28 protein-coding genes are annotated in these 26,770 nt (G+C 66.6%); 12 read left to right on the top strand and 16 right to left on the bottom strand.

The features are described from left to right. Positions 1-10 precede the first annotated feature (10 nt). The 6 genes from WDM91_08530 to WDM91_08505 form a co-directional block, all read right to left on the bottom strand. On the bottom strand, positions 11-778 hold the full coding sequence (locus tag WDM91_08530; protein MEI9994626.1) for an ABC transporter ATP-binding protein: 768 nt from the start codon (positions 776-778) through the stop codon (positions 11-13). Between the two features lie 2 nt (positions 779-780). Next, on the bottom strand, positions 781-1,941 hold the full coding sequence (locus WDM91_08525; GenBank protein ID MEI9994625.1) for an MlaE family lipid ABC transporter permease subunit: 1,161 nt from the start codon (positions 1,939-1,941) through the stop codon (positions 781-783). Between the two features lie 247 nt (positions 1,942-2,188). Beyond that, a complete protein-coding gene (locus tag WDM91_08520) occupies positions 2,189-3,802 on the bottom strand; it encodes an inorganic phosphate transporter (GenBank protein ID MEI9994624.1) in 1,614 nt (537 codons plus the stop codon). A gap of 113 nt (positions 3,803-3,915) precedes the next feature. Beyond that, positions 3,916-4,797: a Kdo hydroxylase family protein gene (locus WDM91_08515; protein ID MEI9994623.1), complete on the bottom strand. Its 882-nt coding sequence runs from the start codon at positions 4,795-4,797 to the stop codon at positions 3,916-3,918. A gap of 27 nt (positions 4,798-4,824) precedes the next feature. After that, on the bottom strand, positions 4,825-5,511 hold the full coding sequence (locus tag WDM91_08510) for a VOC family protein (protein ID MEI9994622.1): 687 nt from the start codon (positions 5,509-5,511) through the stop codon (positions 4,825-4,827). Positions 5,512-5,664: 153 nt separating this feature from the next. After that, positions 5,665-7,191, bottom strand: coding sequence for an ABC-F family ATP-binding cassette domain-containing protein (locus tag WDM91_08505; GenBank protein MEI9994621.1), 1,527 nt, complete (start codon positions 7,189-7,191; stop codon positions 5,665-5,667). A gap of 97 nt (positions 7,192-7,288) precedes the next feature. On the opposite strand from WDM91_08505, the gene WDM91_08500 reads away from it, so the two are divergent. After that, positions 7,289-8,080, top strand: a complete 792-nt coding sequence (locus tag WDM91_08500) for an SDR family NAD(P)-dependent oxidoreductase (GenBank protein ID MEI9994620.1) — start codon at positions 7,289-7,291, stop codon at positions 8,078-8,080. 205 nt (positions 8,081-8,285) lie between these two features. On the opposite strand, the gene WDM91_08495 is transcribed toward WDM91_08500, so the two are convergent. Next, positions 8,286-8,999, bottom strand: a complete 714-nt coding sequence (locus WDM91_08495; GenBank protein MEI9994619.1) for a class I SAM-dependent methyltransferase — start codon at positions 8,997-8,999, stop codon at positions 8,286-8,288. Positions 9,000-9,038: 39 nt separating this feature from the next. On the opposite strand from WDM91_08495, the gene WDM91_08490 reads away from it, so the two are divergent. Beyond that, a complete protein-coding gene (locus WDM91_08490; GenBank protein ID MEI9994618.1) occupies positions 9,039-9,683 on the top strand; it encodes an SOS response-associated peptidase in 645 nt (214 codons plus the stop codon). A 3-nt stretch (positions 9,684-9,686) separates the two neighbouring features. On the opposite strand, the gene WDM91_08485 is transcribed toward WDM91_08490, so the two are convergent. From WDM91_08485 to WDM91_08470, 4 genes are all read right to left on the bottom strand, one after another. After that, entirely contained in the window at positions 9,687-10,103 is a 417-nt protein-coding gene (locus WDM91_08485) for a Zn-ribbon domain-containing OB-fold protein (protein MEI9994617.1), read from the bottom strand. Between the two features lie 5 nt (positions 10,104-10,108). Beyond that, entirely contained in the window at positions 10,109-11,278 is a 1,170-nt protein-coding gene (locus WDM91_08480; GenBank protein ID MEI9994616.1) for a thiolase domain-containing protein, read from the bottom strand. 136 nt (positions 11,279-11,414) lie between these two features. Further along, on the bottom strand, positions 11,415-12,131 hold the full coding sequence (locus WDM91_08475) for a DUF1365 domain-containing protein (GenBank protein ID MEI9994615.1): 717 nt from the start codon (positions 12,129-12,131) through the stop codon (positions 11,415-11,417). A gap of 30 nt (positions 12,132-12,161) precedes the next feature. Then, a complete protein-coding gene (locus tag WDM91_08470; protein MEI9994614.1) occupies positions 12,162-13,199 on the bottom strand; it encodes an acyltransferase in 1,038 nt (345 codons plus the stop codon). Between the two features lie 216 nt (positions 13,200-13,415). Between WDM91_08470 and WDM91_08465 the strand changes: the two genes are divergently transcribed. The 3 genes from WDM91_08465 to WDM91_08455 are packed head-to-tail and all read left to right on the top strand — an operon-like array spanning position 13,416 to position 15,648. Continuing rightward, complete coding sequence (locus WDM91_08465; GenBank protein MEI9994613.1) at positions 13,416-13,979, top strand: sigma-70 family RNA polymerase sigma factor; 564 nt, start codon at positions 13,416-13,418, stop codon at positions 13,977-13,979. Next, entirely contained in the window at positions 13,976-14,617 is a 642-nt protein-coding gene (locus tag WDM91_08460; protein ID MEI9994612.1) for a ChrR family anti-sigma-E factor, read from the top strand. The genes WDM91_08465 and WDM91_08460 overlap by 4 nt, the downstream gene beginning before the upstream one ends. Before the next feature lie 47 nt (positions 14,618-14,664). Further along, positions 14,665-15,648, top strand: coding sequence for an aldo/keto reductase (locus WDM91_08455; protein ID MEI9994611.1), 984 nt, complete (start codon positions 14,665-14,667; stop codon positions 15,646-15,648). A 32-nt stretch (positions 15,649-15,680) separates the two neighbouring features. Here WDM91_08455 and WDM91_08450 read toward each other — a convergent pair whose 3' ends face one another. Both WDM91_08450 and WDM91_08445 read right to left on the bottom strand, forming a co-directional pair. Further along, entirely contained in the window at positions 15,681-17,105 is a 1,425-nt protein-coding gene (locus tag WDM91_08450) for an efflux transporter outer membrane subunit (GenBank protein MEI9994610.1), read from the bottom strand. Positions 17,106-17,484: 379 nt separating this feature from the next. Continuing rightward, entirely contained in the window at positions 17,485-18,054 is a 570-nt protein-coding gene (locus WDM91_08445; GenBank protein ID MEI9994609.1) for a hypothetical protein, read from the bottom strand. A 127-nt stretch (positions 18,055-18,181) separates the two neighbouring features. Between WDM91_08445 and WDM91_08440 the strand changes: the two genes are divergently transcribed. After that, positions 18,182-18,523, top strand: coding sequence for a DMT family protein (locus WDM91_08440; protein MEI9994608.1), 342 nt, complete (start codon positions 18,182-18,184; stop codon positions 18,521-18,523). Between the two features lies 1 nt (position 18,524). Here WDM91_08440 and WDM91_08435 read toward each other — a convergent pair whose 3' ends face one another. Beyond that, the gene (locus WDM91_08435) at positions 18,525-18,962 is read right to left on the bottom strand and encodes a hypothetical protein (protein MEI9994607.1); all 438 of its coding nucleotides are present in this window, start codon (positions 18,960-18,962) and stop codon (positions 18,525-18,527) included. A 161-nt stretch (positions 18,963-19,123) separates the two neighbouring features. On the opposite strand from WDM91_08435, the gene WDM91_08430 reads away from it, so the two are divergent. Next, positions 19,124-20,350, top strand: coding sequence for a pyridoxal phosphate-dependent aminotransferase (locus WDM91_08430; GenBank protein MEI9994606.1), 1,227 nt, complete (start codon positions 19,124-19,126; stop codon positions 20,348-20,350). Positions 20,351-20,508: 158 nt separating this feature from the next. On the opposite strand, the gene WDM91_08425 is transcribed toward WDM91_08430, so the two are convergent. Continuing rightward, positions 20,509-21,357: an alpha/beta hydrolase gene (locus WDM91_08425; protein ID MEI9994605.1), complete on the bottom strand. Its 849-nt coding sequence runs from the start codon at positions 21,355-21,357 to the stop codon at positions 20,509-20,511. Positions 21,358-21,432: 75 nt separating this feature from the next. Beyond that, the gene (locus tag WDM91_08420; protein ID MEI9994604.1) at positions 21,433-22,083 is read right to left on the bottom strand and encodes a methyltransferase domain-containing protein; all 651 of its coding nucleotides are present in this window, start codon (positions 22,081-22,083) and stop codon (positions 21,433-21,435) included. Between the two features lie 133 nt (positions 22,084-22,216). On the opposite strand from WDM91_08420, the gene WDM91_08415 reads away from it, so the two are divergent. From WDM91_08415 to WDM91_08395, 5 genes are all read left to right on the top strand, one after another. Then, positions 22,217-22,387: a DUF1843 domain-containing protein gene (locus tag WDM91_08415; GenBank protein MEI9994603.1), complete on the top strand. Its 171-nt coding sequence runs from the start codon at positions 22,217-22,219 to the stop codon at positions 22,385-22,387. A 161-nt stretch (positions 22,388-22,548) separates the two neighbouring features. Further along, positions 22,549-22,719 (top strand): DUF1843 domain-containing protein, encoded by a 171-nt coding sequence (locus WDM91_08410; GenBank protein MEI9994602.1) that lies wholly within the window; start codon positions 22,549-22,551, stop codon positions 22,717-22,719. 7 nt (positions 22,720-22,726) lie between these two features. Next, on the top strand, positions 22,727-22,900 hold the full coding sequence (locus WDM91_08405; protein MEI9994601.1) for a DUF1843 domain-containing protein: 174 nt from the start codon (positions 22,727-22,729) through the stop codon (positions 22,898-22,900). A 9-nt stretch (positions 22,901-22,909) separates the two neighbouring features. Then, positions 22,910-24,361 carry a radical SAM protein gene (locus WDM91_08400; GenBank protein ID MEI9994600.1) on the top strand — a complete coding sequence of 484 codons (1,452 nt, stop codon included), beginning with the start codon at positions 22,910-22,912 and terminating at the stop codon, positions 24,359-24,361. 274 nt (positions 24,362-24,635) lie between these two features. Further along, complete coding sequence (locus WDM91_08395) at positions 24,636-26,675, top strand: elongation factor G (protein MEI9994599.1); 2,040 nt, start codon at positions 24,636-24,638, stop codon at positions 26,673-26,675. The last annotated feature ends 95 nt before the right edge of the window (positions 26,676-26,770 follow it).

Raw genomic sequence — 26,770 nt, 5'->3', positions numbered from 1 at the left:
TAAAATCCCCCTAGGCCGCGGCGCGTCCGCGCGGGCCGGAAAAATACTCCTGAATCCACGGATGCGGATTGCGGCGCAATTCGTCGATCGTCCCCACCACGATCTTCTTGTCGACCAGCACGGCGATGCGATCGGTGGTCGCGCGCAGCGTGTCGAGGTCGTGGGTCACCATGAAGACGGTGAGCTTGAGGCTCTTCTGCAGGTCCTTGACCAGCTCGTCGAACATGTTGGCCGAGATCGGGTCGAGCCCCGCGGTCGGCTCGTCGAGGAACACGATGTCGGGGTCGAGCGCCAGGGCGCGCGCCAGACCGGCGCGCTTCTTCATGCCGCCCGACAGCTCGGAGGGATGCTTCGCCGCCGCATCCTCGGCCAGGCCGACCATCGAGAGCTTCATCGAGGCGATCTCGTTCATCAGCTCCTGCGACATGTCGGTGTATTCGCGCAAAGGGACCTGGATGTTCTCCGCGATGGTCTGGGAGGAGAACAGCGCGCCTTCCTGGAACAGCACGCCCCAATGCTGCTCGATCTCGCGCCACTGCGCCTCCGAGAGGTTGGAGGTGTCGCGGCCGAACACCTCGATGGTGCCCGACTGGATTTGGTTGAGGCCGATGATCGAGCGCAGCAGCACCGACTTGCCGGTGCCCGAGCCGCCGACCACGCCGAGGACCTCGCCGCGATAGACGTCGAGGTCGAGATGGTCGTGCAGCACCTGGGTGCCGAAGCCGTTGACCAGCCCCCGCACCTTGATGACGACGTCCTTGTCCTGTCCCTCCGCCACGCTCAGATCCCTATGATGGAGAACATGATCGAGAACCCGGCGTCGAGCACGATCACGAGGAAGATGGATTCGACCACCGAGCGGGTCGTGAGCTTGCCCACGCTGGCGGCGTTGCGCTCGACCTGCAGGCCCTCGAAGCAGCCGACCAGGCCGATGATGAAGGCGAACACCGGCGCCTTGATCATGCCGACCATGAAGGTGTTGACGCTGATGGCTTCCTGCAGCTGGCGCATGAACACCGGGATGGTGATGCCGAGGTCGAAATAGCACATCACCGCGCCGCCCAGCAGACCCATGATGTCGGCATAGAAGGTGAGGAAGGGCAGGGCGATGACCAGGCCGAGAACCCGCGGCAGCACCAGTGCGTCGACCGTGTTGATGCCGATGGTCTGCATCGCGTCGATCTCTTCATTGACCCGCATCGTGCCGATCTGTGCGGTGAAGGCCGAGCCCGAGCGGCCCGCGACGATGATGGCGGTGACGAGGCCGCCGAGCTCGCGCAGCAGGCCGACGCCGAGCAGGTTGATGGTGAAGACCTCGGCGCCGAAGCGCTTGAGCTGGTCGGCGCCCTGATAGGCGAGCACGATGCCGATCAGGAAGGACAGCAGGCCGACGATGGGCAGCGCGTTGATGCCGGTCTCTTCCACCTGGTGCACCAGCGCCGCGATGCGCAGATTGCCGCGCGGATGGTAGATCGCTTCCGTCGTCTCGACGGTGACGCGGCCGATATAGCCCAGGATGCCGACGCCCTGTTGCAGGCCGTGGATCGTCGCCTTGCCGACACGGGTGACGAACGCCTCCAGGGTGTGGCGGTCGTCGATGACGACCGGCGGCGCGGTGTGTTCGTTCTCCACCGTGTGGAGCAGGGTGGCATAGACCGCCGGCAGGCTGATCGGGCCGACACGCTTGCCGCGCTTCTCCCATTCCCGCTTGGTGCGCACCAGCAGCCAGGCGCCGGCGCTGTCGATGCGGGCCAGCGCCGATCCGTCGATCTCGGCGTCCACCGCGTCGCCCAGCTCGATGCTCTTGAGCTGGCTGTCGAGTTTGGCCGCATCCTTGGTCGTCCACTCGCCTTCCGCGACGAGCCGCAGCAGGCGCGGCTTGCGCTCCATGCGGAAGCGGGCGCGCGCATCGGCGGCCGTGGCGTCGTGGGCGGTGCTCATGTCCGGTGAAAACTCTAGCGAGGGCGCACTGCAGAGACCATGCTATACCCGCGGAATGCGCACAAGGCGACGGCGGGCGCCGTGCCGGTGAGCTCGGCATGGCCGGATCAAGCGATTTGGCGCGACCCCGGCCCGCAGATTGCCATTACCAAGTCTTGGGAACTTTAAGGGGCAGCTCGACGTCTCCGCCCATGGATGCCGGCCGGGACCGGCGGCGGGGACAGGTGTCCCGCCGCCTTGGCCAGCCTCATACGACCATGCGCAGGACGTAATACAGCCCGCCCGCGATCGCCATCGCGGCGGGAAGCGTCAGCACCCAGGCGGCGGCGATCGAGCGGATGGTGCTCCATTGCAGGCCGGAACCGTTCGCGGCCATCGTCCCTGCGACGCCGCTCGACAGGATATGGGTCGTCGAGACCGGCAGGCCGTAGACCTCCGCCGCGCCGATGGTCAGCGCCGCGACCAGCTCGGCCGAGGCGCCCTGTGCGTAGGTCAGATGGGTCTTGCCGATGCGCTCGCCGACCGTCACGACGATCCGCTTCCAGCCGACCATGGTGCCCAGCCCCAGCGCGATGGCGACGCAAACCTTCACCCAGAGCGGGATGAAGCGCGTGCCCTTCTGCAGCCCGTCGGTATAGGTCTTGAGCGTCGCGCTCTCCTTGTCCGAGAACTTCGCGCCCTCTTTCGGCAGAAGGCGCACGGCGTCGCCCGTCAGGTACATGTCGTTGCGCAGGTTCGGCGTGGCGGCGGCCGGGACATGCGAGATGGAGCCATAAGTCCTGACATTCTTCGCGATGTCGCCGGACAGGCTGGCGAGCGCCGCATAGACGTCGGGGCGGTTGACCGTCTTTTCGCGCAGTGCGGTGCCCACGACGCCGCGTGCGGCCGCCGGCGAGACCGCCGCCTGCCCGGCGGCATGCGCCGCGAACACGCCTTGCGCCGCGACGGCCGATTGCACGAAGGCGGGCGCTGCTTCGTCCGGCATGGTGCGGTTGAGCGCATAGGCGGTCGGCGCCGCGCCGATCAGGATGAGCATGATCAGGCCCATGCCCTTCTGCCCGTCATTGCCGCCATGCGCGAAGGACACGCCGGTGCAGGTCAGGATGAGCAGGCCGCGGATCCACCAGGGCGGCGGCGCATCGCTCTTGGGCTCCTCGTAGAGCTTGGGGGAGCGCACCAGGAACTTCATCACCAGCAGCAGCAGCGCGGAGAACACGAAACCCATCAGCGGGCTGAACAGCAGGGCTTCGCCGACATTGAGGGCCTGGTTCCAGTCGACACCGGAGGTGCCCTGGCCGGCCTTGGCCATCAGCTGATTCGCCAGGCCCACGCCCATGATCGAGCCGATCAACGCGTGGCTGGAGCTGTTCGGGATGCCGAGCGCCCAGGTCGCGAGGTTCCAGGTGATCGCGGCGATCAGCAGCGCGAAGATCATCGCATAGCCCGCGCTGCTGCCGACCTGTAGGATCAGCTCGACAGGCAGCAGCGTGATGATGCCGTAGGCGACCGCGCCGGTGGAGACCATGACGCCGAGGAAGTTGAAGACGCCGGACCAGATGACCGCCACCACCGGCGCCATCGAATGCGTATAGATCACGGTGGCGACGGCATTGGCGGTGTCGTGGAAGCCGTTGACGAATTCGAAGCCCAGGGCGATCAGCAGCGCCAGGCCCAACAGCGCGAACACGCCCAGCGCGAGCGGCTCGTGGACGCTCCGGATGTCGTCGAGCAGCCCGTGGATTCCGTAGCCGATGCCCGCCGCCAGCAGGCAGAAGAAGACGATCACGGTGACCGGCCCGGTCTTGTGGTCGAACTTCGGCTTGCCTGCGCCTTGGAATGTCGAAGCCGTCGCGTCCGTCATGGTCTCGTCCCCGCAAAGTGCGTGGCCGATCTAAGCTGGTGGCGCGAAACTTTTATGACCGTTGCCGTGCAGGCGCTGCTTACACCCGCGGCATCCCCGTCCGGGCGGCGGCGTCAGACCAGCGCCTGCCCGGTCATCCGTTCGAGGATCTTGAGCGGCGAGCGCTCGGGATAGGCGAGCGCGGCCACCGGCAGGTGGAAGGTCTGCTCCAGCGCGAACTGGCCGCTGCGTGCGGCATGCATCGCCTGGTCGGTGAAGCACATCCAGCTCGTGCCGGCGGGAAAGGCGAACGCCACCTGCGGCGCATTGGCCTGGTAGCCGGTATCGAGCTTGGCGCCGTCATGCAGGCCGAGCATCAGATAATCATAGGCGCTGCGCCGGCCGCGCGTGACGCCGAGGGCCTCGAACAGCCAGGGTTCGAGGGGCAGGGGCTTGCGCGCCTTGGCGGCGTATCGCTTCGCGACGTCTTCGAACGGCTCGCCGACATGCCAGACGCGGCGCCCGCCCATCGGGTGGATGTTGGAGAACACCCGCAGGATGCGGCTGCCGCGCTGCGGCCGCGACGGGAAGGCGTCGACGTGCAGCCGCTTGTCGTCGTTGCGCGGGCTGGCGCTGCGCCCGGCGATCTCGACGGGTCGATAGCTCGTGCGGGCCTGCGCGATGGTCGCGGCATAGCCGGGGAAAAGCCCCAGCACCAATGCGCGGGCCTGCTCGGCGAAGCGCCCCATCATCGCCGAGAGCTGCGCCGCCGTTTCGGGCGCGGCGGAATCGCCCTGGATGCGGCCATCGGGATCGCGGCTGATGTTCTTCTGCCGCCCATTCGACAGCGCGTCGGTCAGCAGCGTGTTCTCGCTGTTGCCGACGACGAAGGGCAGATGGGGGAAATAGAGCACCTGGCCGCTCTCCAGCGCATCCTGCGCCGCGGCGCGCTCGGCGTCGCCGAACGGCCCGGTCCAGCGGTCGAATTCGAAGGTCGAGATGGGCTCCAGCGTCATGCAGGCCTTGTAGCAAAGGGACGCGCGCTACTCCAGCGAGCCGGTGAGCGTGGCGCGCTGGGAGATCTCGATCCAGTTGCCGTCCGGATCGCGCACCATGGAGATCCGGGCCGTGGTGCCCAGCGTCGTCGGCGCCAGCGCCTCGCGCCCGCCATGCGCGAGGATGCGGGCGTGCTCTTCGTCGCATCTGAACACCTGGAAGGTGATGTAGCGGAAGCCCGCGCCCTGGAACGCCGCATCGGCCGGCGCGTCGTCGGACTCCTCGAGCAGGATCGCAGTCTCGCCGGCGCGGAAGGCCGCGCCATGGCCGTGCGCGATCTCGGTGAGGCCGAGCGCTTCGCGATAGAACCGCTTGTGCGCTTCGAGATCGCGCACCTTGAGCTTGATGCCGATCTGCTCGATGCCGAGCGTGCCCGGCGGCACGAGCGTGACGGTCGTGCCCTCCGGGTCGGTGAACAGCTGGATGTCCGGCAGGCCGGCGCGCGCGATGAGGACCTCCGCGTAGCCCGCCCGCGGCACCTCGGGCAGAGGATCGGCGAAGTGGTTGATCTTGAGGACGGAGCCCGACAGATCGTGACGGTGCTGCTTCTGCCCCTTGCGGATCGGCAGGACATGATCGAACGGCACGCCCATCCGTCCCTGCCAGAAGGCGAGCATCTCCTCCAGCCGGTTGGTGTTGAGCCCGATATCGACGCGGGGCTTGGCGAGGTTCATGGATAGTCCTTCTCGCTGTCATCCCCGGCTGAGCGCGCGCAGCGCGCGAAGGAAAGGGGACCCAGGTAGGAAATAGCGTGGCGATGTTTGCCACCTGGGTCCCCTTCCCCTCGCGATTCCGTCGCATCGCTCGGCCGGGGATGACAAGTTGTTTCAATCCGATTGCGCATCAAAGAACTCATCCGCATTCTCCACATCCACCAGACGCCCTTTGCGGATCTCGAGGAACCGCGTTGCGGCGGTGCGGGTGAAATAGCGGTCATGGCTCACGAAGATGCAGGAGACGTCCGATTCTTCAAGCTGCGCCTCGAGGTCTTCCTGCCCCTCGATGTCGAGATGGTTGGTCGGCTCGTCCAGCATATAGAAGTTCGGCTTGAGCAGCTTCATGCGCAGAAAGACCAGCCGTGACTGCTCGCCATAGCTGAGGCTGCCGATCGCCGAATCCATCCGCTCGAAGGCGAAGCCCGCCTTGGCCAGCACCGCGACCGCCTGGGCGTTGTTCACGGTCTTCACCTGCGCGATGTATTGCGCCAGCGTCATGTCCAGCGGCAGGTCCGCCATGCGCTGGTCGAAATAGACGAGATTGGTCGCCGGGTTGAAGCGCACCGGGGCGCGGCCGTCGTAATGCTCCTGCGCCGGGTCATAGGCGCGCGCCAGCACGGTCAGAAGCGTCGATTTTCCCGAGCCGTTCGGCCCCAAGAGCGCGACGCGCTCGCCCGCCGCGACCACCAGGCGGTCGATGGTGACCAGGGTGCGCGCGCCGTCCGGCGTCTTGACCGCCAGGTTCGAGAGCCGCAGCGCGACCTTGGCGTCGATCGCCTCGTCGTTGAGCTCCAGCTTGCGGTTCTTGGGCCGGTAGACCTCGGTCGCGCCGTCTTCGATGCGCGCGATGCGCTTTTCGGTGGCGCGCTGCTTCTTGTGGAATTTCGAGTTGAGCACGCCCCAGGCCTTGTAGCGCGCCGCTACTTTCTCCAGCCGCGTCACCTCGCGCTCTTCCAGCTTGCGCTGCTTGGCGGCGGTGGCATCGCGCTGCAGCAGCTCCTCGCGCGCCGCGGCAAAGGGCGCCTTGAAGGCATGCGCGCCGTCCTTGCGCAGGAAGATCGTGCGCGCCGTGGTGCGGCCGAGGAATTCGCGGTCGTGGCTGACGATCAGCATCGGCATGCGGTCGTCTTCCAGCCAGCGCTCGAGCTTGTTGATGTTCTCGAGGTCGAGATGGTTGGTCGGCTCGTCGAGGATCACGATATCCGGCTCGCCGAGCTTGGCGGCGGCGATCAGCAGCAGCCGCTGCCAGCCGCCGGACAATTGCCCGAACGTCTTCTCCGCGATCTCGGACGGGATGCGCAGTTCGTCGAGCAGGACGTCGATCTTCCAAAGATCGTCGCGCGAATCGGCGGGCAGGGCGTGCTCCAGCATCGCGCGCACCGGCATGTCGGCCAGCGCCTCGGGAATCTCCTGCGGCACGATGCCGACTCGCAGGCCGCGGCTGCGCACGATCGTCCCGTTCGACAGTTCGAGCTCGCCGGCGAGGCATTTGAGCAGTGTGGATTTGCCGGCGCCATTTTCGCCGACCAGCGCGGTGCGCGCGTCGTCCAGCAGGAACGACACGTTCTCGAAGATCTTCGTGACGCCGAAATGAAAGCCGCCCCGGTCGATGCCGAGGACGGCCTGACGCGCTGCCATGGCCGGTTCGATTGATATCCGCCGGCAGTTTCGCACACGCTTTGCGCCCCGCCAAATCGCCCCTATGCTCGTCGCCAGAAGACATCGGGAGAACGTCATGGATCGCTTGAAGGACAAGGTCGCCATCGTCACGGGCGCGGCCAGCGGCATCGGCCGCGCCAGCGCCAAGCTGTTCGCGGCGGAGGGCGCCGCGGTGGTCGCGGTGGACCGTGCCGAGGGCGTGGCGGAGACCGTGCAGGCGATCAAGGATGCGGGCGGCCGCGCGCTGGCGCTCACCGCCGACGTCTCGCAGGAAGAGGATGTGGCCGGCTTCGTCGACGCCGCGGTCAAGGAATACGGCAAGCTCGACGCGATCTATGCCAATGCGGGTATCTCCGGCGGCGGCCAGCCGCCGTTCTTCGAGCTGACGGCGGAGCATTGGCGCCAGGTGCTGGACGTCAACCTGATCGGCGTCTTCCTCGCGATCAAGCACGCGGCGCGGGTGATGATCCCGAACAAGAAGGGCTCCATCGTCTGCACCGCCTCGGTGGCGGGCATCCGTTCGGGCGCGGGCGGCGGACCCTACAGTGCGTCCAAGGCGGGCGTGATCAATCTCGCCACCACGGCGGCGAATTACCTGGCCGGCACCAATGTGCGGGTGAATGCGATCTGTCCCGGCATCATCGAGACCGGCATGACCAAGCCGATCTTCGACTATGCCGAGCAGCGCGGGACGAAGGACCGCATCGGCCAGCTCAATCCGCTCAAGCGCTACGGCCATCCGGAAGAAATCGCGGCGCTGGCGCTGTTTCTTGCGAGCGACGAGGCGAGCTACGTCAACGGCCAGCACATCGCGGTCGATGGCGGCCTGACGAGCTCGATGCCGGTGACGGGACGGATTGGGCGGTAGGGGCCTTGAGTCGAGTGGAAGGTGGCGGGTCTGCGGCCATGGTGCGCGATGCTCTTTGCAGCCTACGCAAGAATGTCGTCCCGGCCGAGCGGAGCGAGAGCCGGGACCCATCCAGACGCTTGCACAATGGGTCCCGGCTCAGCGCGATGCTGACGCATCGCTTGGCCGGGATGACAGACGTGATTCAAACCGAACCCGACGAACTCTAAACCCGCTCCGCCAGCACCAGCCAATCCCACGGCAGGCGCGTGCCGGCGCCGCGCGGCTTGCGCAGGCCTTCCTTCTGCCAGGGATACGTTACGCGCTGCAGCTTGCTGACGCGGAACCCGTGGCGACCCAGGATCTCGTGCAGTTCATCGCGCGCGAAATGCTTCTGCCGTGCGCCGCCCCGGTCCACCAATCCGCCCGGCGCCTCCGCCTTGGCCTGCGCCAGCGAGGTGCCATAGGCGACGCGCTCCACCATGCGGTCCGACTCGATGGAGGGCACCACGATCAGCGCATGGCCGCCCTTGCGGGTGACGCGCGCGATGCCGTTCCACATGCTCTCGCGGATGCGGTCCTCGGGCATGGTGATGACGTTCATGCAGACGGCGAGATCGGCGCGGCGCCCGATCTTTTTCGCCGCCGGCGGAATGTTCGAGGTGAGGAACGTCACGTCTTTGCGCCCGGCCAGCGCCTTCTTCGCCCGCGCGATGATGCGCGGCGCATGCTCGACCGCATAGCTGTGCGCGAACAGGCCGCCATAGCGCGCCACGAACGTGCCCAGGCCGCAGCCCAGATCGACCAGAACCGGCTTCTTCGCCTTCAGAGACAGGCCGCGCACGATCCGCGCGATGCGGTCGGTCCTGGTCTCGCGCGTGATGTCGCAGACCTCGCGCTCGAACGCATCCGCGAGCTTGTCCCATTCTTTGCGGCTCACCATGTGCTAAAGGAACGGCGATTCTAGAGCCTTGCGCAAATGTGCGGAAAATTCACACAGGATTTGAACGACGCCGAGCTGGATCGCGTGATGCCGTCGCTCGCCGTCGAGACGGTGACGCCGATGCGCTTCGCCAGCGTGGTGCGGCTGGGCGCGCAGGGCGTGCGCGAGATCGCGCGGATGCGCTGGGGTTTGGTGCCTGCCGATGCGGCGGACCCGAATATCGGCACCAAATTCATCCATGCTCGCGCCGAGACCATCGAGCAGAAGCCGACCTTCCGCGATGCGTTCTTCCGGCGCCGCGGCCTCGTCGTGGTCGGCTCCTTCAACGAAGGCAAGGAGATCACGCCGAAGAAGACCGAACAGTATGTCGTCACGCCGCGCGGCCGGTTGTCCCTCGCCATTGCGGTGATCTGGGAGCGCTGGAACGGTCCCGCGCCGGTGCCGCTGGAGAGTTTCGCAATGGTGACCACGCCGCCCAACGCGCTGATCGCCAGCATCACGGACCGGATGCCCGCGGTGATCGCCGACGCGGACTGGGGCAAATGGCTGGGCGAGACGCCTGCCACGATCGACGAGCTGAAGGCGATCCTCAAGCCGTCCGACATCGCGATGGACATGGAGCGCGCCGGCAAGCCTCCGCCGCCGCCCAGGCCCGCGCCGGTGCAGGGGTCTTTGTTTTGAGCGCTATGCCAGCGTGAAGAACGGCACCGGCGCGCCGCCGTCGCTCGGCTTCCACACGAGCTTCGCCGCCGCGTCGATCGCGATCTTCTCGAAGTCGCAATCGACCAGGTTGGTCAGGATGCGCGGCCCTTCGGCGAGCTCGACATAGGCGATGGTATAAGGGCCGGTCGGCGAACGGTACATGATCGAATAGGCATAGACCGTCGCATCGCCGCTGGCCTGCCGCCATTCGACGCGCTCGGAGAAGCAGAAGGGGCAGAAGCTCCGCGGATAGTAATGCGGCTCGTTGCAGGCGAGGCAATAGCCGTAGAGCAGCTTTCCTTCTTCAGCGGCTTTCCAGAACCTCTCGGTCTCCGTGTTCACGGCTGGCGGGAAAATCTTGCGGACGGCCGGCGCCTTCTTCTCTCCCGGTTCGGACATCGCCGCTACTCCCGTTCCATGATGAGCGTGGCCGAGCCATGCCGTGTGCCCAGCGAGCCGCCCGTGCCATGCGCGATGGCGAGGTCGCAACTCGGCACCTGCACCTTGGGATGCGCCTCCCCGCGCAGCTGGCGCACCGCTTCGATCACCTTGGTGATGCCGCCGCGGTTGGTCGGATGGTTGTTGCACAGCCCGCCGCCATCGGTGTTGAAGGGCAACTTGCCGACGCCGGAGATCAGGTTGCCGTCGGCGACGAATCTGCCGCCCCGGCCCTTCTCGCAGAAGCCGAGGTCTTCGAGCTGCATCAGCACGGTGATGGTGAAGCTGTCGTAGATCGAGGCGTATTTGATGTCGGACGGCTTCACGCCCGCTTCCGCGAAGGCCTTGGGCCCGCTCCACGCGGCGCCCGTGAAGGTGAGATCGACCTTGCCGCCATAGGTGCCCTTGGGCGCCTCGCCCGCGCCGAGCACCTTCACCTTCGGGCGGTCGAGCTGCTTGGCGACCTCCGGGCTGGTGACGATCAGCGCGCCGCCGCCATCGGTGACGACGCAGCAATCGAGCCGGTGCAGCGGCGTCGCGATCATCGGCGAGTTCACGACATCGTCGACCGTCACGACCTCTTTCAGGAAGGCATGCGGGTTCCACTGCGCATGATGCGAGGCGGCGACCTTGATCCAGGCGAGCTGCTCGCTGGTCGTGCCGAACTCATGCATGTGGCGCGTCGCGCACATCGCGTACTGATTGTGCGTGGTGCCGCCATAAGGCATCTCGAACGCCGCTTCCGGCGCGGCCGCGAAACCGCCGCCGCCGCGTCCGCCGCCGGGCGGCGAGGTCCGCGGCTTGCCGGCCAGCGTGATCAGCGCGACCGAGCATTTGCCCGCGGCGATCGCCTCCGCCGCATGTCCGACATGCAGGATGTAAGACGAGCCGCCGGTCTCCGTGGAATCCATGTGCCGCAGGTTGCGCAGGCCCATATAATCGGCCATCGACAGCGCGCCGAAGCCCGGCGCGTCGCCGGCGCAGAAATAGCCGTCGATGTCGTCTTTGTTCAGCCCGGCATCGGCCAGCGCGCCGCGGGCGCATTCCGCGTGCAACTGCGCGACGGATTTGTCGGGCGCCTCGCGCGTCGGGTGCTCGAACGCGCCCATGACATAGGCCTTGCCTTTGATGCTCATCGTCGGTCGTTCCGCGGATATCGATGCCCAAAGGCTCTACAAGCGCGCCGGGAATGAATCAATCGGCGATGCCGAAAGCCGCGATTGCCGCAGGGGCGGCAAGGCTCGCCGAAGGTCGGGCAGCAAGTGCCGATGCCTAAGCCGCACCATGGGCGTGCCGTGCCACGCCTTTCCACATCAGGCGCACGGCCTCGAAATGGATCGCTGCGATCACCTTCACCGTCATCAGCGGATGGCGCAGCAGGACGGCGAAGAGTCCGGCGTTTGTGAGCGCCTTGCGCGTTCCCGAAAACGTCGCGGTCAGGATCGCCTTGCCGGCTTCTTCCTCGTCGATCGCGACCAGCACGCCATCGCCCGGCGGCTTGACCTTGAAGTTGTAGACGCAATCCATCGAGAGGAAGGGGGAAACATAGAAGGCCTTCGCGGTCCGCTGGCGCACGACCGTCGCGTCGTCGCCCACGCGCAAGACATAGGCGTGCCGCTCGCCATGGGTGTTGTGGACTTCGTAGACGATGGCGGCGAGGCGCCCGGCGCCGTCCTGGCAGAACCAGACGCTCAGGGGATTGAAGACATAGCCGAACAGGCGCGGATAGCAGAGCACGCGGCGCGGGCCCGTCGCGACGATGCCTTCACGCCCCAGGAGATCGTCGAGCCAGGCGCGAAGCGGCCGGCCGTCGCCGTGGTCGCGCGCCGCAAAGCCGACGAGGCCGAGCCGGAACGGCCACAACCGCCTCAGCGCCGCGATCTCGTCCAGGTCGAGCAGCAGCGCGAAAACGCGATAGCGGAAGGCATGATGCTTCGGCGCAAGCCGGCGATGCATCACCCAGCCATCGTAGATCGCGCTATTCTCCATCCCCTTGTACGGCCCATGGCGCGGGATGGATCAGGCCGGCGCGAGTTTCCGGGGCTGGCGCAGCAGACTCTGGATCGGGTGGTCGAAATAGCGGTTTGCCAGGGCGGCTGCGGCGACAAGGCCGGCGAGAAGCAGGCTCGATGCGGCGGGCAATGCCGTGGCCGGCACCAGCACGGTGATCGCCGCGATCAGCGGCGGGTGCAGGATGTAGAGCGGATAGCTGACCGCGCCGGCCCAGGCGAAGGCCCCGGCCAGGCGCCGGGCACCGATGGGTTCGCGCGACGCGATCACGACGGCTGGAAACAGCCCCGCCACGACGACGAGATCCCAGATCGGTCCGCCTCCCGCAAAGCCCGTGAACGCGAGTCCCGTCGCGCCCAAGGTCAGCCAAGCCGGCGCCCGCAGAGCCGGCAGCCTGCCGGCTGCGTGCAGGCGATACAGCAGCACGCCCAGCGCGAACGAGAACAGGAACCGCACATAGCCGCCGGCGAGACCGGCGCTCGATACCCCGACATCCAGGTTGCCGGTCTTGAAGGCAACGACCGCCAGGCCGCACAGCCCCACCGCGGCGAAAGCCGCGAGCAGCGGCGTCCGCAGCGTGCGAGCCAGACTCGCATAGGCGAGGTTGCCGAACAACTCGACCGAGAGAGACCAGGACGCGGAATTGAACGGGAAGGCTGGGCCGCCATAGGCCGCAAGCTGCGGCAGGAATGCCAGGCTCGCCGCAATCGCGGCGGCCAGGGGCATGTGCGGAAAGACGAACGGGGCATCGGGCCGTGCGAACCGTATGAGCGAGAAGACCAGGACGCCAAGCACGACGCCGAGGCCATAGAGCGGCCATAGCCGCTTCAACCGCACCAGCAGGAAGGCGCCGGTGCCCATCCCCGCCAGCAGCCGCGCTTCATAAGCGGCGGCGATCACGAAACCACTCATCAGGAAGAACAGGTCGACCGCGAGATAGCCGCGCGGCGCCAACACGTGCAGCGGTCCCGGCAGGTGGTAAAACACCACGCCGAGTGCCGCGATCGCGCGCAAACCGTCAAGCCTGTCGAATTTTTGCCCAGCCATCGGCCGCAATGTGCCGCCGCCGCCCTTACCAAGCCGTTTCGCCGGCGCCGCGGTCTTCCGTGCCAAAATCGGTCATCACTGATCCGAATGCGACGCGGCCGCGTAAAGCGCGCTATGATGGCGTATGCGGCGAGCTGGTCTCAGCCCTTGTCTTTTCGCCCCCTGCGGACGGGGAGGGCGCGGGCGCATCCCTTTTCCGGGGCGGCGAGCGCATTGATGGAAAGGGCGGCCAGCGACCCGACGCGCCTGAATGCGGCCATGGCGGCGGTTGCGCTGGCGCGGGATCGAGCCGCCTTCCAGTTGCTGTTCGATCATTTTGCGCCGCGCGTGAAGGGCTATCTGATGCGCCTCGGCGTCGGCAACGCCGCGGCCGAGGATCTCGCGCAAGAGGCGATGCTGCTCGTATGGCGCAAGGCGGCGCTGTTCGATCCGGCAAAGGCCTCGGCATCGACATGGATATTCACCATCGCCCGCAACCTGCGGATCGATGCCATTCGCAAGGAGCGGCGGCCCGAACTCGATCCCACCGATCCGGCGCTGCAGCCCGAATCGGAGCGCCCGGCGGACGAGTCGATCGACTGGAGTCAGGCAGAGGATCGTTTGCGTACAGCGTTAGCCAGCCTGCCGCGCGAACAGTCGCAGATTATCGTGCTTTCCTTCCTTGCGGAAAAACCGCACAGCTTGATCGCGAGCGAATTGGGATTGCCGCTGGGTACGGTCAAGTCCCGCATCCGCCTTGCCATGGCGCGCTTGCGTGTTGCGTTGGGAGATGGAGCATGACGATCAACCACCATCCGGGCGAGGAGCTGCTGCTCGCTTACGCCTCGGGTGCGGCCAATGAAGCGGTGTCGCTGCTCGTCGCCTCGCATCTCACGCTCTGTCCGCTCTGCCGCGCGGCGGTCGCCAGCGCGGAAGCCGCGGGCGGTTCGCTCCTCGCCGAGCTGCCGCCCGTCCCGCTCGATCGCCAGGCCTATCAGGCATTGCTCGCCCGACTGGATGAACCCTCGGCAGAAATTCTGCGCAATGCCCGTCTGACGAGCAATGTGCCGGCGCCGCTGCGGCCTTATATCGGCACCGATTTCGAGGCCATTGCCTGGCGTCATATCGCCGACGGTCTCTCGCACTACCCGCTCGTCACCAAGGGCGGTGTCCGTGCCCGCCTGATCCGGGCGATGCCCGGCGCGGCGGTCGCGACCCATACCCATCGCGGCGAAGAATGGACCCTGGTGCTGACCGGCAGCTTCAGCGACGCCACCGGCCGCTACAGGATCGGCGATGTGCAGTCGACCACGCCCGATGTCACCCATGAGCCGACGGCGGATCCGGGTCCGGCCTGCATCAACCTGGCGGTGACCGACGCGCCGCTGGTGTTCCGCGGCTGGTTGCCGAAGCTTGTGGGAAAGATTCACGGTTTCTGAGCCGCGCGCCTCGGCTAAACTCCTCCCGGCGAAACCGGAGAATGCCGATGGAAACGACGCGTCTTGGCCAGACCGGCCTGAAAGTCTCGCGCATCTGCCTGGGCACCATGACCTATGGATCGCCGAACTGGCGCGACTGGGTGCTGGGCGAAGAAGAGGCGCGGCCCTTCATCAAGCGCGCCCTCGAAGCCGGGATCAATTTCTTCGACACCGCCGACGTCTACTCGACCGGCCGCAGCGAGGAGATCGTCGGCAAGGCGCTCAAGGACTTCGCCAGGCGCGACAATGTGGTGCTGGCGACCAAGGTCTGCGGCGTGATGAGCGACGACGCGAACGACCGCGGCCTGTCGCGCAAGCACATCCTGTCGTCGATCGACGCTTCGCTGCGCCGCCTCGGCACCGATTACGTCGATCTCTACCAGATCCACCGCTTCGACCCGACTACGCCGGTCGAGGAGACCGTCGAGGCGCTGAACGACGTCGTGCGCTCGGGCAAGGCGCGCTACATCGGCGCCTCGTCGATGTATGCCTGGCAGTTCGCGAAATACCTGCATCTGCAGGAGAAGACGGGCGCGGCGAAGTTCGTCTCGATGCAGAATTTCTACAACCTCGTCTACCGCGAGGAGGAGCGCGAGATGCTCCCGCTGTGCCGCGACGCCGGCATCGGCGTGATCCCGTGGAGCCCGTTGGCGCGCGGCTTCCTCGCCGGCAACCGTTCACGCGACGGCGAGGCGCAGACGACGCGGGCCAAATCGGACGCCAACATCCTCACCCCAAGCGCCTTCCTCGAAAGCGACTATGCGATCCGAGACCGGGTCGACGCGATGGCGCAGGAGAGGGGCGTCTCGGCGGCCCAGATCGCGCTCGCCTGGCTGCTGCATCGGCCGCCGGTGAGCGCGCCGATCGTCGGCGCGTCGAAGATGAAGCATCTCGACGATGCGATCGCCGCGGTGGACGTCAAGCTGAGCGAGGACGACGTGAAGGCGCTCTCGGCGGGCTATCAGACGCGGCGGATCATCGGGCACGTGTAAGACCGACCCTCCCTCAAAAGGGAGGGTAAATCCTACAGCGGGCTCCAATCCACCGGCGGCGGCGCGTTGGGGTCGGTGGCGACCGTCCAGCCGCCGCCCAGCGAGCGATAAAGGCTGATATTGGCCTGCAGCCGCGCCAGGCGGATCTGCACCAGCTGGTCCTGCGCGGTGAACAGCGTCTGCTGGGTCTGCAGCACGTTCAGCAGGTCCGTCACGCCCTCGCGATATTGCAGCTCCGCGATCCGGTAGGCTTCCGCCGCATTGCGCTCCTGCTCGGAGACGAAATGCTCCTGATCGGTCAGCGATTTCACCTGGCCCATCGAGCTCTCCACGTCGCTGAGCGCGCTGAACACCGCCTTGCGGTAGTCGAGCACCAGCTCGGTCTGCATCGCCTTCTGCAGGTCGCTCTCGGAGGACAGCAGGCCGCCGTCGAAGATCGTCTGCAGCAGCGAGGCGCCGATATTCCACGCCAGGCTGGAAGGACTGAAGGCCTGCGTGATGCCGCCCGACAGGTCGAGATGCGGGAAGAATGCCGCCCGCGCCGCGTCGACATTGGCGTGCTGGGCGCGCAGCTGGGCTTCCGCCTGGGCGATGTCGGGCCGCCGCTCGAGCAGCTCGGTCGGCAGGCCGCCCTTCACGGCCGGCGCGACGATGCCGTCGAGATTCTGTGCCGTGACGTCGAAGCCCTCGGGGGCGCGGCCGAGCAGGATGGCGAGGGCGTAGCGCGCCTCGCGCTCGAGTTCCTCGAGCTGCGGCACGGCCGCTTCCTCGCCCGCGACCTGGGCGCGCTGCTGCGCCAGTTCGAGGTTGGACGACACGCCGTTCTGCACCTTCGCCTCGGTGATGGTGAGGATGCGCTTGGCCGCGTCGATGTTGCGCTTGGCGATCGCGATGCGCTCGCGCAGCGCCAGGACGTCGAGATAGGTGTTGGCGACGTCGGAGGTGATGGTCAGCGCCACGGTCTGCTGCGCATAGCGCGCCGCAAGCTCGGACTCCTCGGCGGCACGGAGCTGGTCGCGGTTGAGGCCCCACAGGTCGACCTCGTAGCTTGCCTGTGCCCCGATGCCGAAAGTGTTGCCGGTGTTGGTCGTGCCCGGCAAGCCGCGCAGATTGGTGCCGCTGCGCGAGGCCGTTGCCGTGCCGCTCAGCGTCGGGAAGAGCGCGGAACCCGCGATGCCGGTATTGGCCTGGGCCTCCACCACCCGCGCCGCGGCGGCGAGGAGATCGAGGTTCTCGGCCTTGGCCGTGGTCTCGAGGCCGGGGAGCTCCGCGGCATTGAAGCCGGTCCACCAGTCCGTGGCGGGCCAGATCGGCGCGGTGGCGGTCTCCGGGGTGGTCGGTGCGGTGAAGGCGGGCGGCACGTCACCCGGCTTCAGCGGCACGGGCGGCGGCGTGGCACAAGCGCTCAAAGCCAGGGCCAAAACGGCCAGCGACGACGTACGCATCAGGAATTTCATGGGGGGATCTCTCGAAATCGACCGGACCGAGTCCAGCTTACATAAAGGCTCGAAGGCCGAACACAAGTGCCGACCGCTGAAGGTCCCTACACCGCCCATCCCCATTGGGGCAACGCGGGTTTCTGAACGGGAGACGAAGGTGGGCGGCCGGGCCGAATGCTTCGACTTGGGGGCGTCTCAGCCGGCCCAGCCGCCCCTTCGACCGTGCCCGGACTGGAGCGCCTAGGGGGCACGGGCAAATTGGTGCGTGGAACGACTGCAATGTGCCGAGGCGGATGCTGCGGGGAAAGGCTGCAATTGTATTGGTCTGTCGCCCTGCAACGGCCGAAGCGAGGCTTCGCGAAACAAATCGCGGTAATGCGAACGCTGCCTGCGCCCGTCAGGTGCCGCTGGGCTTTTCGACGAGCTTGAACCGCTTCAATTCGTCGCTCGCCGGCGCGAAATCGGGCTTCAGCGTTGCCGCCTCGCGATAGTCGTCATAGGCGGCCCGCAGATCGCCCAGCCCTTCCTCCGCAATCGCGCGGTCGTAATAGGCCAGATGCGGCTGCTTGGTGCCCAGAGCGAGGCCCTTGGTGATGTTGCGGACAGCCTCGCCGTAGCGCTTGTGCGCGATCTGCGTCGCACCGAGATCGATATAGGCCTCGCCCATCTTCGCATCGATCGCGAGACTGGCCTGGAAGTCGGCCGCGGCAGGGTCGACGTCGGCCATCGCCAGCTTGAGCACGCCGCGGTTGACGAACGTCGCGGCGCGGTCCGCATCCGACAGGGTGCCCGCGAGCGCCTGGTCGCAATAGCTCATGAAATCGGCCGGCGAGGCGTTGGTGTCGGCGGCCTGGTAGCACAGCTGCGCCGGGCCTGCGCCGACCACACTGACGGCGGCCTCCGCGCTCAAGGAGAACAACGCGGCACCGAGCACCGCGGCAGGCGCCCATCCCAGGCGAGCGTTCATGGCAGCCCTCCTCGCTGTGAACCCCTGGAGCATGGCATTTTCACAGCCGATTCGTCCACGGCCCGGCCAAGGGGCGGAACACCGTAAATCCAGCCGCGTTCGCTGCTGGCGCTGCAAGGAGCCTCTCATGACCTGGCCGATGGTCTTCCCCATTCTGTTGCTCTGCGTCTCGAACGTCTTCATGACTTTTGCCTGGTACGGCCAGCTCAAATTCCCCACCACGCCGGTATGGATCCTCATCCTTGCCGGTTGGGGCATCGCCTTCTTCGAATATTGCTTCGCGGTGCCGGCCAACCATTTCGGTCAGCGAGTCTATTCGCCGGCGCAGCTCAAGACGATCCAGGAGGTGATCACGCTGCTCGTGTTCGCCGGCTTCTCGGTGTTCTATCTGGGCGAAGCGATCCGCTGGAATCACATCGCGGCGTTCGGCTGTCTCGTCCTGGCGGCCTATTTCTCGTTCATGAAGTAAGTCAGTGCCACGGATCGTCGCTGAAATCGGTCACCGGCTTCAACGGCATTTTGATCACAGGCCGCGTGCCGAGATAGACGTAAAGCGTCATCGCCTTGGTCGCCGGGTCCCATGCGATCTGCGGCGCGATTCCGCCGGGCTTGCGGAAGACCGTGCCGTCGAAATCCATTTTCCGGGGCGCGATCTCGCCCCAGCCGCCCGCCAGCCTTGCCGCCATGTTCTGGCGCATCATGGCGCGGTCGTCATCGCCGACGGCGCCCGTATCGGCCACGTCCGGGGCGCTGACGCGCACCTGGCCGTCGCTTTCGATCTCCAGCCGCGCCGCGACGAACGTGCCGTCGGCCTCATAGCCGCCCTCCCAGCGACCGCTGGGTGGCAGGGCCTTCGAACAGGCGGCGAGAACCAGGACGGCGAGCAGCAGCGCGGGAAAAGAGCGCATGGGAGCACCCCCGAATCGACGCAAGGAGGATAAGCCGGGTTGAGAAACGCTCATACCGGCTCCCCAAATCGCCCTTGCGGCCATTTTTCGTTGTACCTGGGGCTTTCGGATTGATACGTCATCGCCCCGGCCCAAGAAATTTCGTGTTGAGAGTCCTTCCCATGTCGCAAGCTGGCGCCCTGCCCAAAGGCTTCCTCGCCGAATCGCTCAACCGCATCCAGCCCTCGCCGACCATCGCGGCGACCCAGAAGGCACGCGACCTCAAGGCCGCCGGCCGCGATGTCATCGGCCTCGCCGCCGGCGAGCCCGACCACGACACGCCGGAGAACATCAAGGAGGCTGCGATCGCCGCGATCCGCCGCGGCGAGACCAAATACACCGCCGTCGAAGGCATCCCGGAGCTGCGCGCCGCCGTCGCCGCGAAGTTCAAGCGCGAGAACAATCTCGACTACAAGGTCTCGCAGACCTTCGTCTCGCCGGGCGGCAAGGCCATCGTCTACAACGCGCTGCTCGCGACGCTGAATCCCGGCGACGAGGTGATCTGCATCGCGCCTTATTGGGTGAGCTATCCCGACATCGTCCTTCTGGGCGGCGGCACGCCGGTGATCGTCGAGGCGAAGCTCGAGGACGGCTTCCGCCTGACGCCGGACGCGCTCGAAGCCGCGATCACGCCCAGGACCAAGTGGCTGATCTTCAACCAGCCCGGCAATCCGTCCGGTGCCTGCTATACGCGCGCGCAACTCAAGGCGTTGACCGACGTGCTGCTCCGTCATCCGCAAGTGTGGGTGCTGACCGACGACATGTACGAGCATCTCGTCTATGGCGGCTTCAAGTTCTCGACCATCGCGGAGGTCGAGCCCGGGCTCTACGACCGCACGCTGACGATGAACGGGGTGTCCAAGGCCTATTCGATGACCGGCTGGCGCATCGGTTATTGCGCCGGGCCGGAGCCGCTGATCAAGGCCATGGCCAAGCTGCAGTCGCAATCGGCGTCGAACCCCGCCTCGATCTCGCAATGGGCGAGCGTGGAGGCGCTGAACGGGCCGCAGGATTTCATCCCGAAATTCCAGAAGATCTTCGAAGGCCGCCGCGACCTCGTGGTTTCGATGCTGAACCAGGCGAACGGCATCGAGTGCCCGACGCCGGAAGGCGCGTTCTACGTCTATCCTTCGGTGCGCAAGCTGATCGGCAAGGCGACGCCGGGCGGCAAGACCATCGCGAGCGACGCGGATTTCGCCAACGAGCTGCTGGAAAGCGAAGGCGTCGCGGTGGTGCACGGCGCCGCGTTCGGCCTGTCGCCCTTCTTCCGCATCTCCTACGCGACGTCGACGCAGGCCTTGGAAGAGGCATGCCGGCGCATCCAGCGCTTCTGCGGGAATTTGCGATAAGATAAAAAGTGTCATCCCCGGCGAGCGCGAACGTAGTGAGCGCGAGGGAAGGGGACCCAGGCCGGAAATACCGTCACAGTGTTTCCGGCCTGGGTCCCCTTCCCTCGCCGCGCTGCGCGCGGCTCGCCGGGGATGACAACGGAACAGGATGCGGGCGATTAACTGTCCGCTTCCATCTCCCCCGCAAACGCGCGCAGCACCTGCGCATACGCCTCGGTCTGGCTGACGAATGGCGCGTGGCCGGCGTTCTCGATCCATTGCGTCCCGCCACGCCACAGATTGCCCCAGCGCAAGGCGTCGAGCTTCGCCGGATCGAAGAACACTTCCTGCCGTCCTTGAACCAGCGCGATGGGCCTCGGCCAGCGTGCCACGGTCACGCGCTGCGGTTCCAGGTGCGGGTTGGCGAAGACATATTCAAAGAAATGCCGGCGCAGCCTTCCATCGGCGCGCGCAGCGGCTGCCGCCTGTGCCGCGTTCGGTAACGAGGGCGCATAGACGATCTCGAGGAACGCCGCGATCTGTGCCGCGCTCGGATGTTCCATCGACATCACTTCGCTGCCTGCCACGGGCAGGAAGGTCGCGGCGATCTCCGCGGGGTCGGGACCGCAAGGCGGCGTTCCCGTCAGCACGAGGCCCGCCGGCTCGGCGCCATGCAGCAGCGCCTCGATCGCGACGTGGCCGCCGAGCGACCAGCCGACCAGGGCATAGCGCGTCAGGCCCAATGCGTTCACGACCGCCACGACCGCTTCCGCAAGGCCGGGCAGGTTATAAGTCTCCTGCGGCGCGCGCGCGTCGGCGGACTCGCCGCAGCCCGGCAGGTCGAGCGCAACCAGCCGGTGCCGCGCCAATGCGGTGCTTTCGAACAGCGGACGGAAGGCCTCCTTCGAACAGGAATTGCCATGGATCAGCACGAAGGGCAGGGCGTCCCCGTCGCGATCCCATGCCGCGATCCCGTCGCCGCGGTGCGCGAGCCGGACGGTGTTCGTATGGGCAGGCGCGGTGGGCATCGGCGTCGTCTCCTCGGGCGCGGCCCGGTTCGTCCGACTTTTCACCAGGCGATCGGAGATTTCAAACCCGTCTTCTCAATGGCGGACTTCGAAGGCACCGAGCGCGATCCAGCCGACCTCCGCCGCGCCGATCTGGCGGAACCGCCGGTCGGCGGCAAGGCGGTCGCGCAGGGTGGAGACGCTGATGACGACCGTCTGCCTAGCCGCCGCATAGTCGAGAAGCCGTGTCCGCAAATGGCGATAAGCGGAGGGAAAGAACGGATTCATGACGATCAGGGCCTCGGCGGCGGGCCAGGGCAGCTTCAGCGCGTCGCCGGTCCGGATCGTCGCGGCGCCTGGCGGCAGATGCGCCGACGCCGCCATGCGCGCCAGCGCCGCCCGCGCTTCGAGGATCTCGATCCCCGTCACGCGCGGTGCGCCCAGCAGCGCGGCGTAGAGCAGCACGCGTCCCCGGCCGCAGCCGACATCGAGCAGTGTCATGCCGGGACGGGGCAGAAGGCCGAGCGCGGCACGCACCACGTCGTAGTTGGGCGGATCCTCGCCGAATTTGTGCAGCCCCAGCCGCTGGACCGTCTCGCCCAGGCCGTCCTCCGCCAACGCTGCCCCGGTTCCGAAGATGCGTCGTTCGATTTCGCGGCTGGAAAGCGCGATCTCGCCGGCGTGATAACGGCGGATGTCGCGGTACAGGCTTCGGCGATCGCCGGCGATCGATGAGCGGGCCGTCATGAATATTGTATTCCTCAGATATCACCCAAGTTGTGGTGATATAGACGGCCGAATACCAAATAATTATTCTACCAATATTGATGTATTCGGTGAATGCTGCGAGCCTCAGGGGGCGTTTAACAGGGAGAGGCATATGGTCAAGCCTTACGGCCCGGCGATCCAGCAGGCAGTCGCTTCGGGCAATCTCAAGACGATGAAATCGCTGGCGACGGCCGCGGAGAAGCATCTCGAAGCGCATGGCGACGTCAGCGCCGCGCTCCAGATGCTGAAGGCGGAGATCGCCAAGCTCGAGCACAAGGCGTAGCCGCACAACCGGCTGAAGTCGATTTCCGAAGCATTGATAAAGTTATATGGTTATTTCTTCCGGATTTCGTGAAATCACTGACAAGTATTCGTAAATTATTGACTTGATAGTGCATATAAATACTGACATATTATTGTGCGTCATCTGGTTGGGAGGCGGACATGATCCTCGCATATGGGCCTGCGATTCATCAGGCGGTCGCTTCGGGCAATCTCAAGAACATGAAGGCGGTGGCGAAGGCGGCGGAGAAGCACCTTGCCGAATACGGCGATGTGCGATCCGCCCTCGAACTGCTCAAGATCGAGATCGCCAAGCTCGAACGCAAAGGATAGGTGCGGCATGTCGGTTGAACCTTACGGCCCTGCGATCCAGCAGGCGGTCGCATCGGGCGATCTCGGAGCGATGAAAGCCGTGGCGAAGGCCGCCGAAAAATACCTCGCCGAGTATGGCGACGTGCGCAGTGCGCTGGAAGTGCTGCGGGGCGAGATCGCCAAGCTCGAACGCGGGAAATAAACACCGGTCGTGATTGCGCGCTGGCGAACGGCACAGGATCTCGAACGGCGAAGGCCGCGCCACGCCGTCTGGGAATTCACGCTGTCCTGCAACCTCAAATGCCGCCATTGCGGCTCCCGCGCCGGTGCGCCGCGCGACGACGAATTGTCGACCGCCGAGGCGCTGGCGCTCGTCGACGACCTCGCCGCAGCCGGGGTGCGCGAGATCACGCTGATCGGCGGCGAGGCCTATCTGCGGCGCGACTGGCTGGAGATCGTCGCCGCGATCCGGCGGCACGACATCTATTGCGATATCCAGACCGGCGGGCGGGCGCTGACGCGCGAGAAGCTCGCCGCCGCGGCGGAAGCGGGGCTGGACGGCGTCGGGGTCTCGATCGACGGCCCGGAGGAGATCCACGACGATATCCGCGGCGTGCCCGGCTCGTTCCGCCAGGCGCTTTCGGTCGTGCGCAACGCGCGCGCGCTGGGGCTGGCCGTGAGCGCCAATTCGCAGGTGAATGCGCTGACCCGCGGCGCGCTCGATGCATTGTTCGACATCCTCGTCGCCGAGGGCGTGACGCATTGGCAGCCGATGCTCACCGTACCCATGGGCAACGCGGTGGAGAACGAACGGCTGCTGCTGCAGCCGCATGATTTGCTCCGCGTCATCCCCAAACTGTCCGAGTTGTGCCTGCGCGCCAAGGCGCGCGGCATGGTGGTCACCGCGAGCAACACGATCGGCTATTTCGGACCGCATGAACGGCATTTCCGCGGCCTGGCGCAGGCAGAGCGCCATTGGAAGGGCTGCGAGGCCGCCGCGACGGGCATCGGCATCGAGGCGGATGGAACGATCAAGGGTTGCCCTTCGCTGGAGACGCGCAAATTCGGCATGGGCCATGTGCGCGAACGCGCCTTCGCCGATATCTGGCGCGACGGTGAGCCCGTGCGGCGGCGCAAATCCGGCGCGGCGGAGGACCAGCCGAATTTCTGCAATGTCTGCTACCACCGCGACACCTGCGCGAGCGGCTGCAGCTGGCAGGCCGATTCCGTCACCGGCGATCTGCGGAACAACCCGTTCTGCCACTACCGCGCGCTCAGGCTCGCCACGCATCGCCTGCGCGAGCGCGTCGCGAAGGTCGAGGAAGCGGCACCGCTCCCCTTCGCGGTGGGGCGCTTCGCCGTGATCCTCGAGGACCAGAACGGGGCGCCGGCCGGCGCCGAAGCCTGGGACCGCGTGGCGGCGGACGAGATCGCCAAGCGTGCCGGCGTGCCGGCGGGCGACATGCTGCTCTGCGCGAGCTGCGACCAGTTCTTCTATGCCGGCCACGCTGATTGTCCGCACTGCGCCGCGCCGGTCGGCGAGGACGAGCGGCGCGACCAGATCGGCACGCTCGAAGCCTATCGCGCGATGGATTTCCTGCGCGACCGCCTCGGCGAGCTCGGCGTGCCCCTGGCGCATGACGAGAACCCCGCGCCGGCCTGAAGCGCGTTGGTTGTCGGATCGACGGTTCTGCGAACTGTCGCATCCGGCCTTCGCAGTCGCAATATCCGAAGCGTCCCTCCGTCGCCGGTTTTTGTGACGGCGACCGGCTTGCCTTCGGCCTCGCCCGGCGCGAGCATCGGCCATCGAAGTGGGGCGCGTGACGCGACCCGAAGACCCGGGATGCACGCCCGCCGCGCCCTGAAGCGCAACGTCAGCCGCGCGCCCAATAGGCGCGCAACGTCTGCTGCGCTTCAAAAAGTCTGAGAGGCGCTCAATGTCTGGAGAAAACAAAGGCGGCAGAGAACCACGCGCCGTGGCCGTGGTGGGACCCTATGGCAGCGGCAAGACCACGCTGCTGGAGAGCATCCTTTCCGTCACGGGCGCGGTGCAGAGAAAAGGCGCGATCGCGCAGAAGAACACGGTGGGAGATGGGAGCGCGGAAGCGCGCGCCCGGCTGATGAGCGTCGAGGTCAATTGCGCCACGACGCGCTACATGGAGCAGAATTTCACCTTCCTCGATTGTCCCGGCTCGATCGAATTCCTCGCCGACACGCTGAACGTCCTGCCCGGCGTGGACGCCGCCATCGTGGTGTGCGAGCCCGAGCCCGGCAAGCTGCAGATGCTGCAGCCCTATCTGAAGCGGCTCGCCGATCTGCGCATTCCGCATTTCCTGTTCGTCAACAAGATCGACAAGGCGAGCGGCTCGCTGCGCGCCCTGCTCACCATGCTGCAGGATGCCAGCGGCGCGCCGCTTCTGCTGCGGCAGATCCCGATCTGGGAGGACGACGTCGTCTCCGGTTTCGTCGATCTCGCGCTGGAGCGCGCCTATATCTACCGCAGTCACGCTCCCAGCGAGATGATCGACATCGCGGACAAGGACGGCGAGAAGGAAGCGCGCTTCGCGATGCTGGAAAAGCTCGCCGATTACGACGAGCACCTGATGGAGGAGCTCCTGTCGGATATCGAGCCGCCGAAGGAGGAAGTCTTCACCGACCTCGCCAAGGAACTGGCGCAGGGCCTCGTCGTGCCGGTGCTGATCGGCTCGGCGGAAGGCGACAACGGCATCCGCCGGCTGCTCAAGGCGCTGCGCCATGAAGTCCCGTCCGTCGGTGCCGCTGCCGAGCGCCTCGGAATAACGCCGAACGGCGATGCGGTGGTGCAGGTTCTCAAGACCTACCATTCGAGCCATGGCGGCAAGCTCAGCCTGGCGCGGGTGCTCGCCGGCACGCTGAAGGACGGCGCCCTGCTGCGTCGGAGCGATGGCGACGAAGCCCGCGTCGGCGGCATCTTCGCGCTGAAGGGCGAGGCCCAGACCAAGCTCGCCGAAGCGGTGGCGGGCGAGACCGTCGCGCTCGGCCGGCTCGAGGGCGTGGCGACCGGCGAGACGCTGGCGACGGGCAAGACGAAGCTTCCGAACGTCGCGATCGAACGGCTGACGCCGGTCTATCGCCTCGCGATCGAAGCGGCCGACCGCAAGGACGAGGTCAAGCTCACCGCCGCGATCGCCAAGCTGCGCGAGGAAGATCCGTCGCTGGTCTTCGAGCAGAACGCCGAACTGCAGGAGATGGCGCTGCTCGGCCAGGGCGAGATCCATCTCAAGGTCGCGGTCGAGAAGCTGCAGAGCAAATACGGGCTCAGGCTCAACGTCCATGCCTCCCGCGTGCCCTACAAGGAGACGATTCGCAAAGCCGTCGCGCAGCATGGCCGTCACCGGCGGCAGAGCGGCGGCCACGGCCAGTTCGGCGACGTCCATATCGAGATCAAGCCCCTGCCGCGCGGTGGCGGCTTCGTCTTCGAAGATCGCATCAAGGGCGGCGTGGTGCCGCGGCAATGGATCCCCTCGGTTGAAAAAGGCGTCGTCGACTATCTGCACAAGGGCCCGCTGGGCTTTCCCGTCGTCGATGTCGCGGTGGCGCTGACCGACGGCTCGTACCATGCCGTCGATTCCTCCGACGCGGCGTTCCAGACGGCGGCCCGCCTCGCAATGAGCGAAGGCATGCCGAACTGCGCCCCGGTCCTCCTCGAATCCATCATGCATGTGCGCATCCATGTGCCGAGCGAGGCGACGGCGAGGGTCAATGCGGTGGTGAGCGGCCGGCGCGGCCAGCTCATGGGCTTCGACGCGCGTGAGGGCTGGAAGGGCTGGGACACGGTGGAGGCGCAGATGCCGTTGGCCGAGCTGTCCGACCTGATCATCGAGCTGCGCTCGCTGACCCAGGGCGTCGGCACGTTCGAGACCGCGTTCGACCACCTTGCCGAACTGACCGGCAAGCTGGCCGACCAGGTCGTGGCGAAACACCAGGCCGCGGCTTGACGAGGGGCAGGCGGAACGGCTGCGGGCACGGCCGTTCCGCTCTTTGCCGCGGCATCGGGTTCGATTGAATTCGCACGCGAACAGGCGCTAGCTCT

It is taken from the genome of Rhizomicrobium sp. (assembly GCA_037200385.1).
GTDB lineage: Bacteria > Pseudomonadota > Alphaproteobacteria > Micropepsales > Micropepsaceae > Rhizomicrobium.
This window is presented reverse-complemented; position numbering and strand designations above follow the sequence as displayed.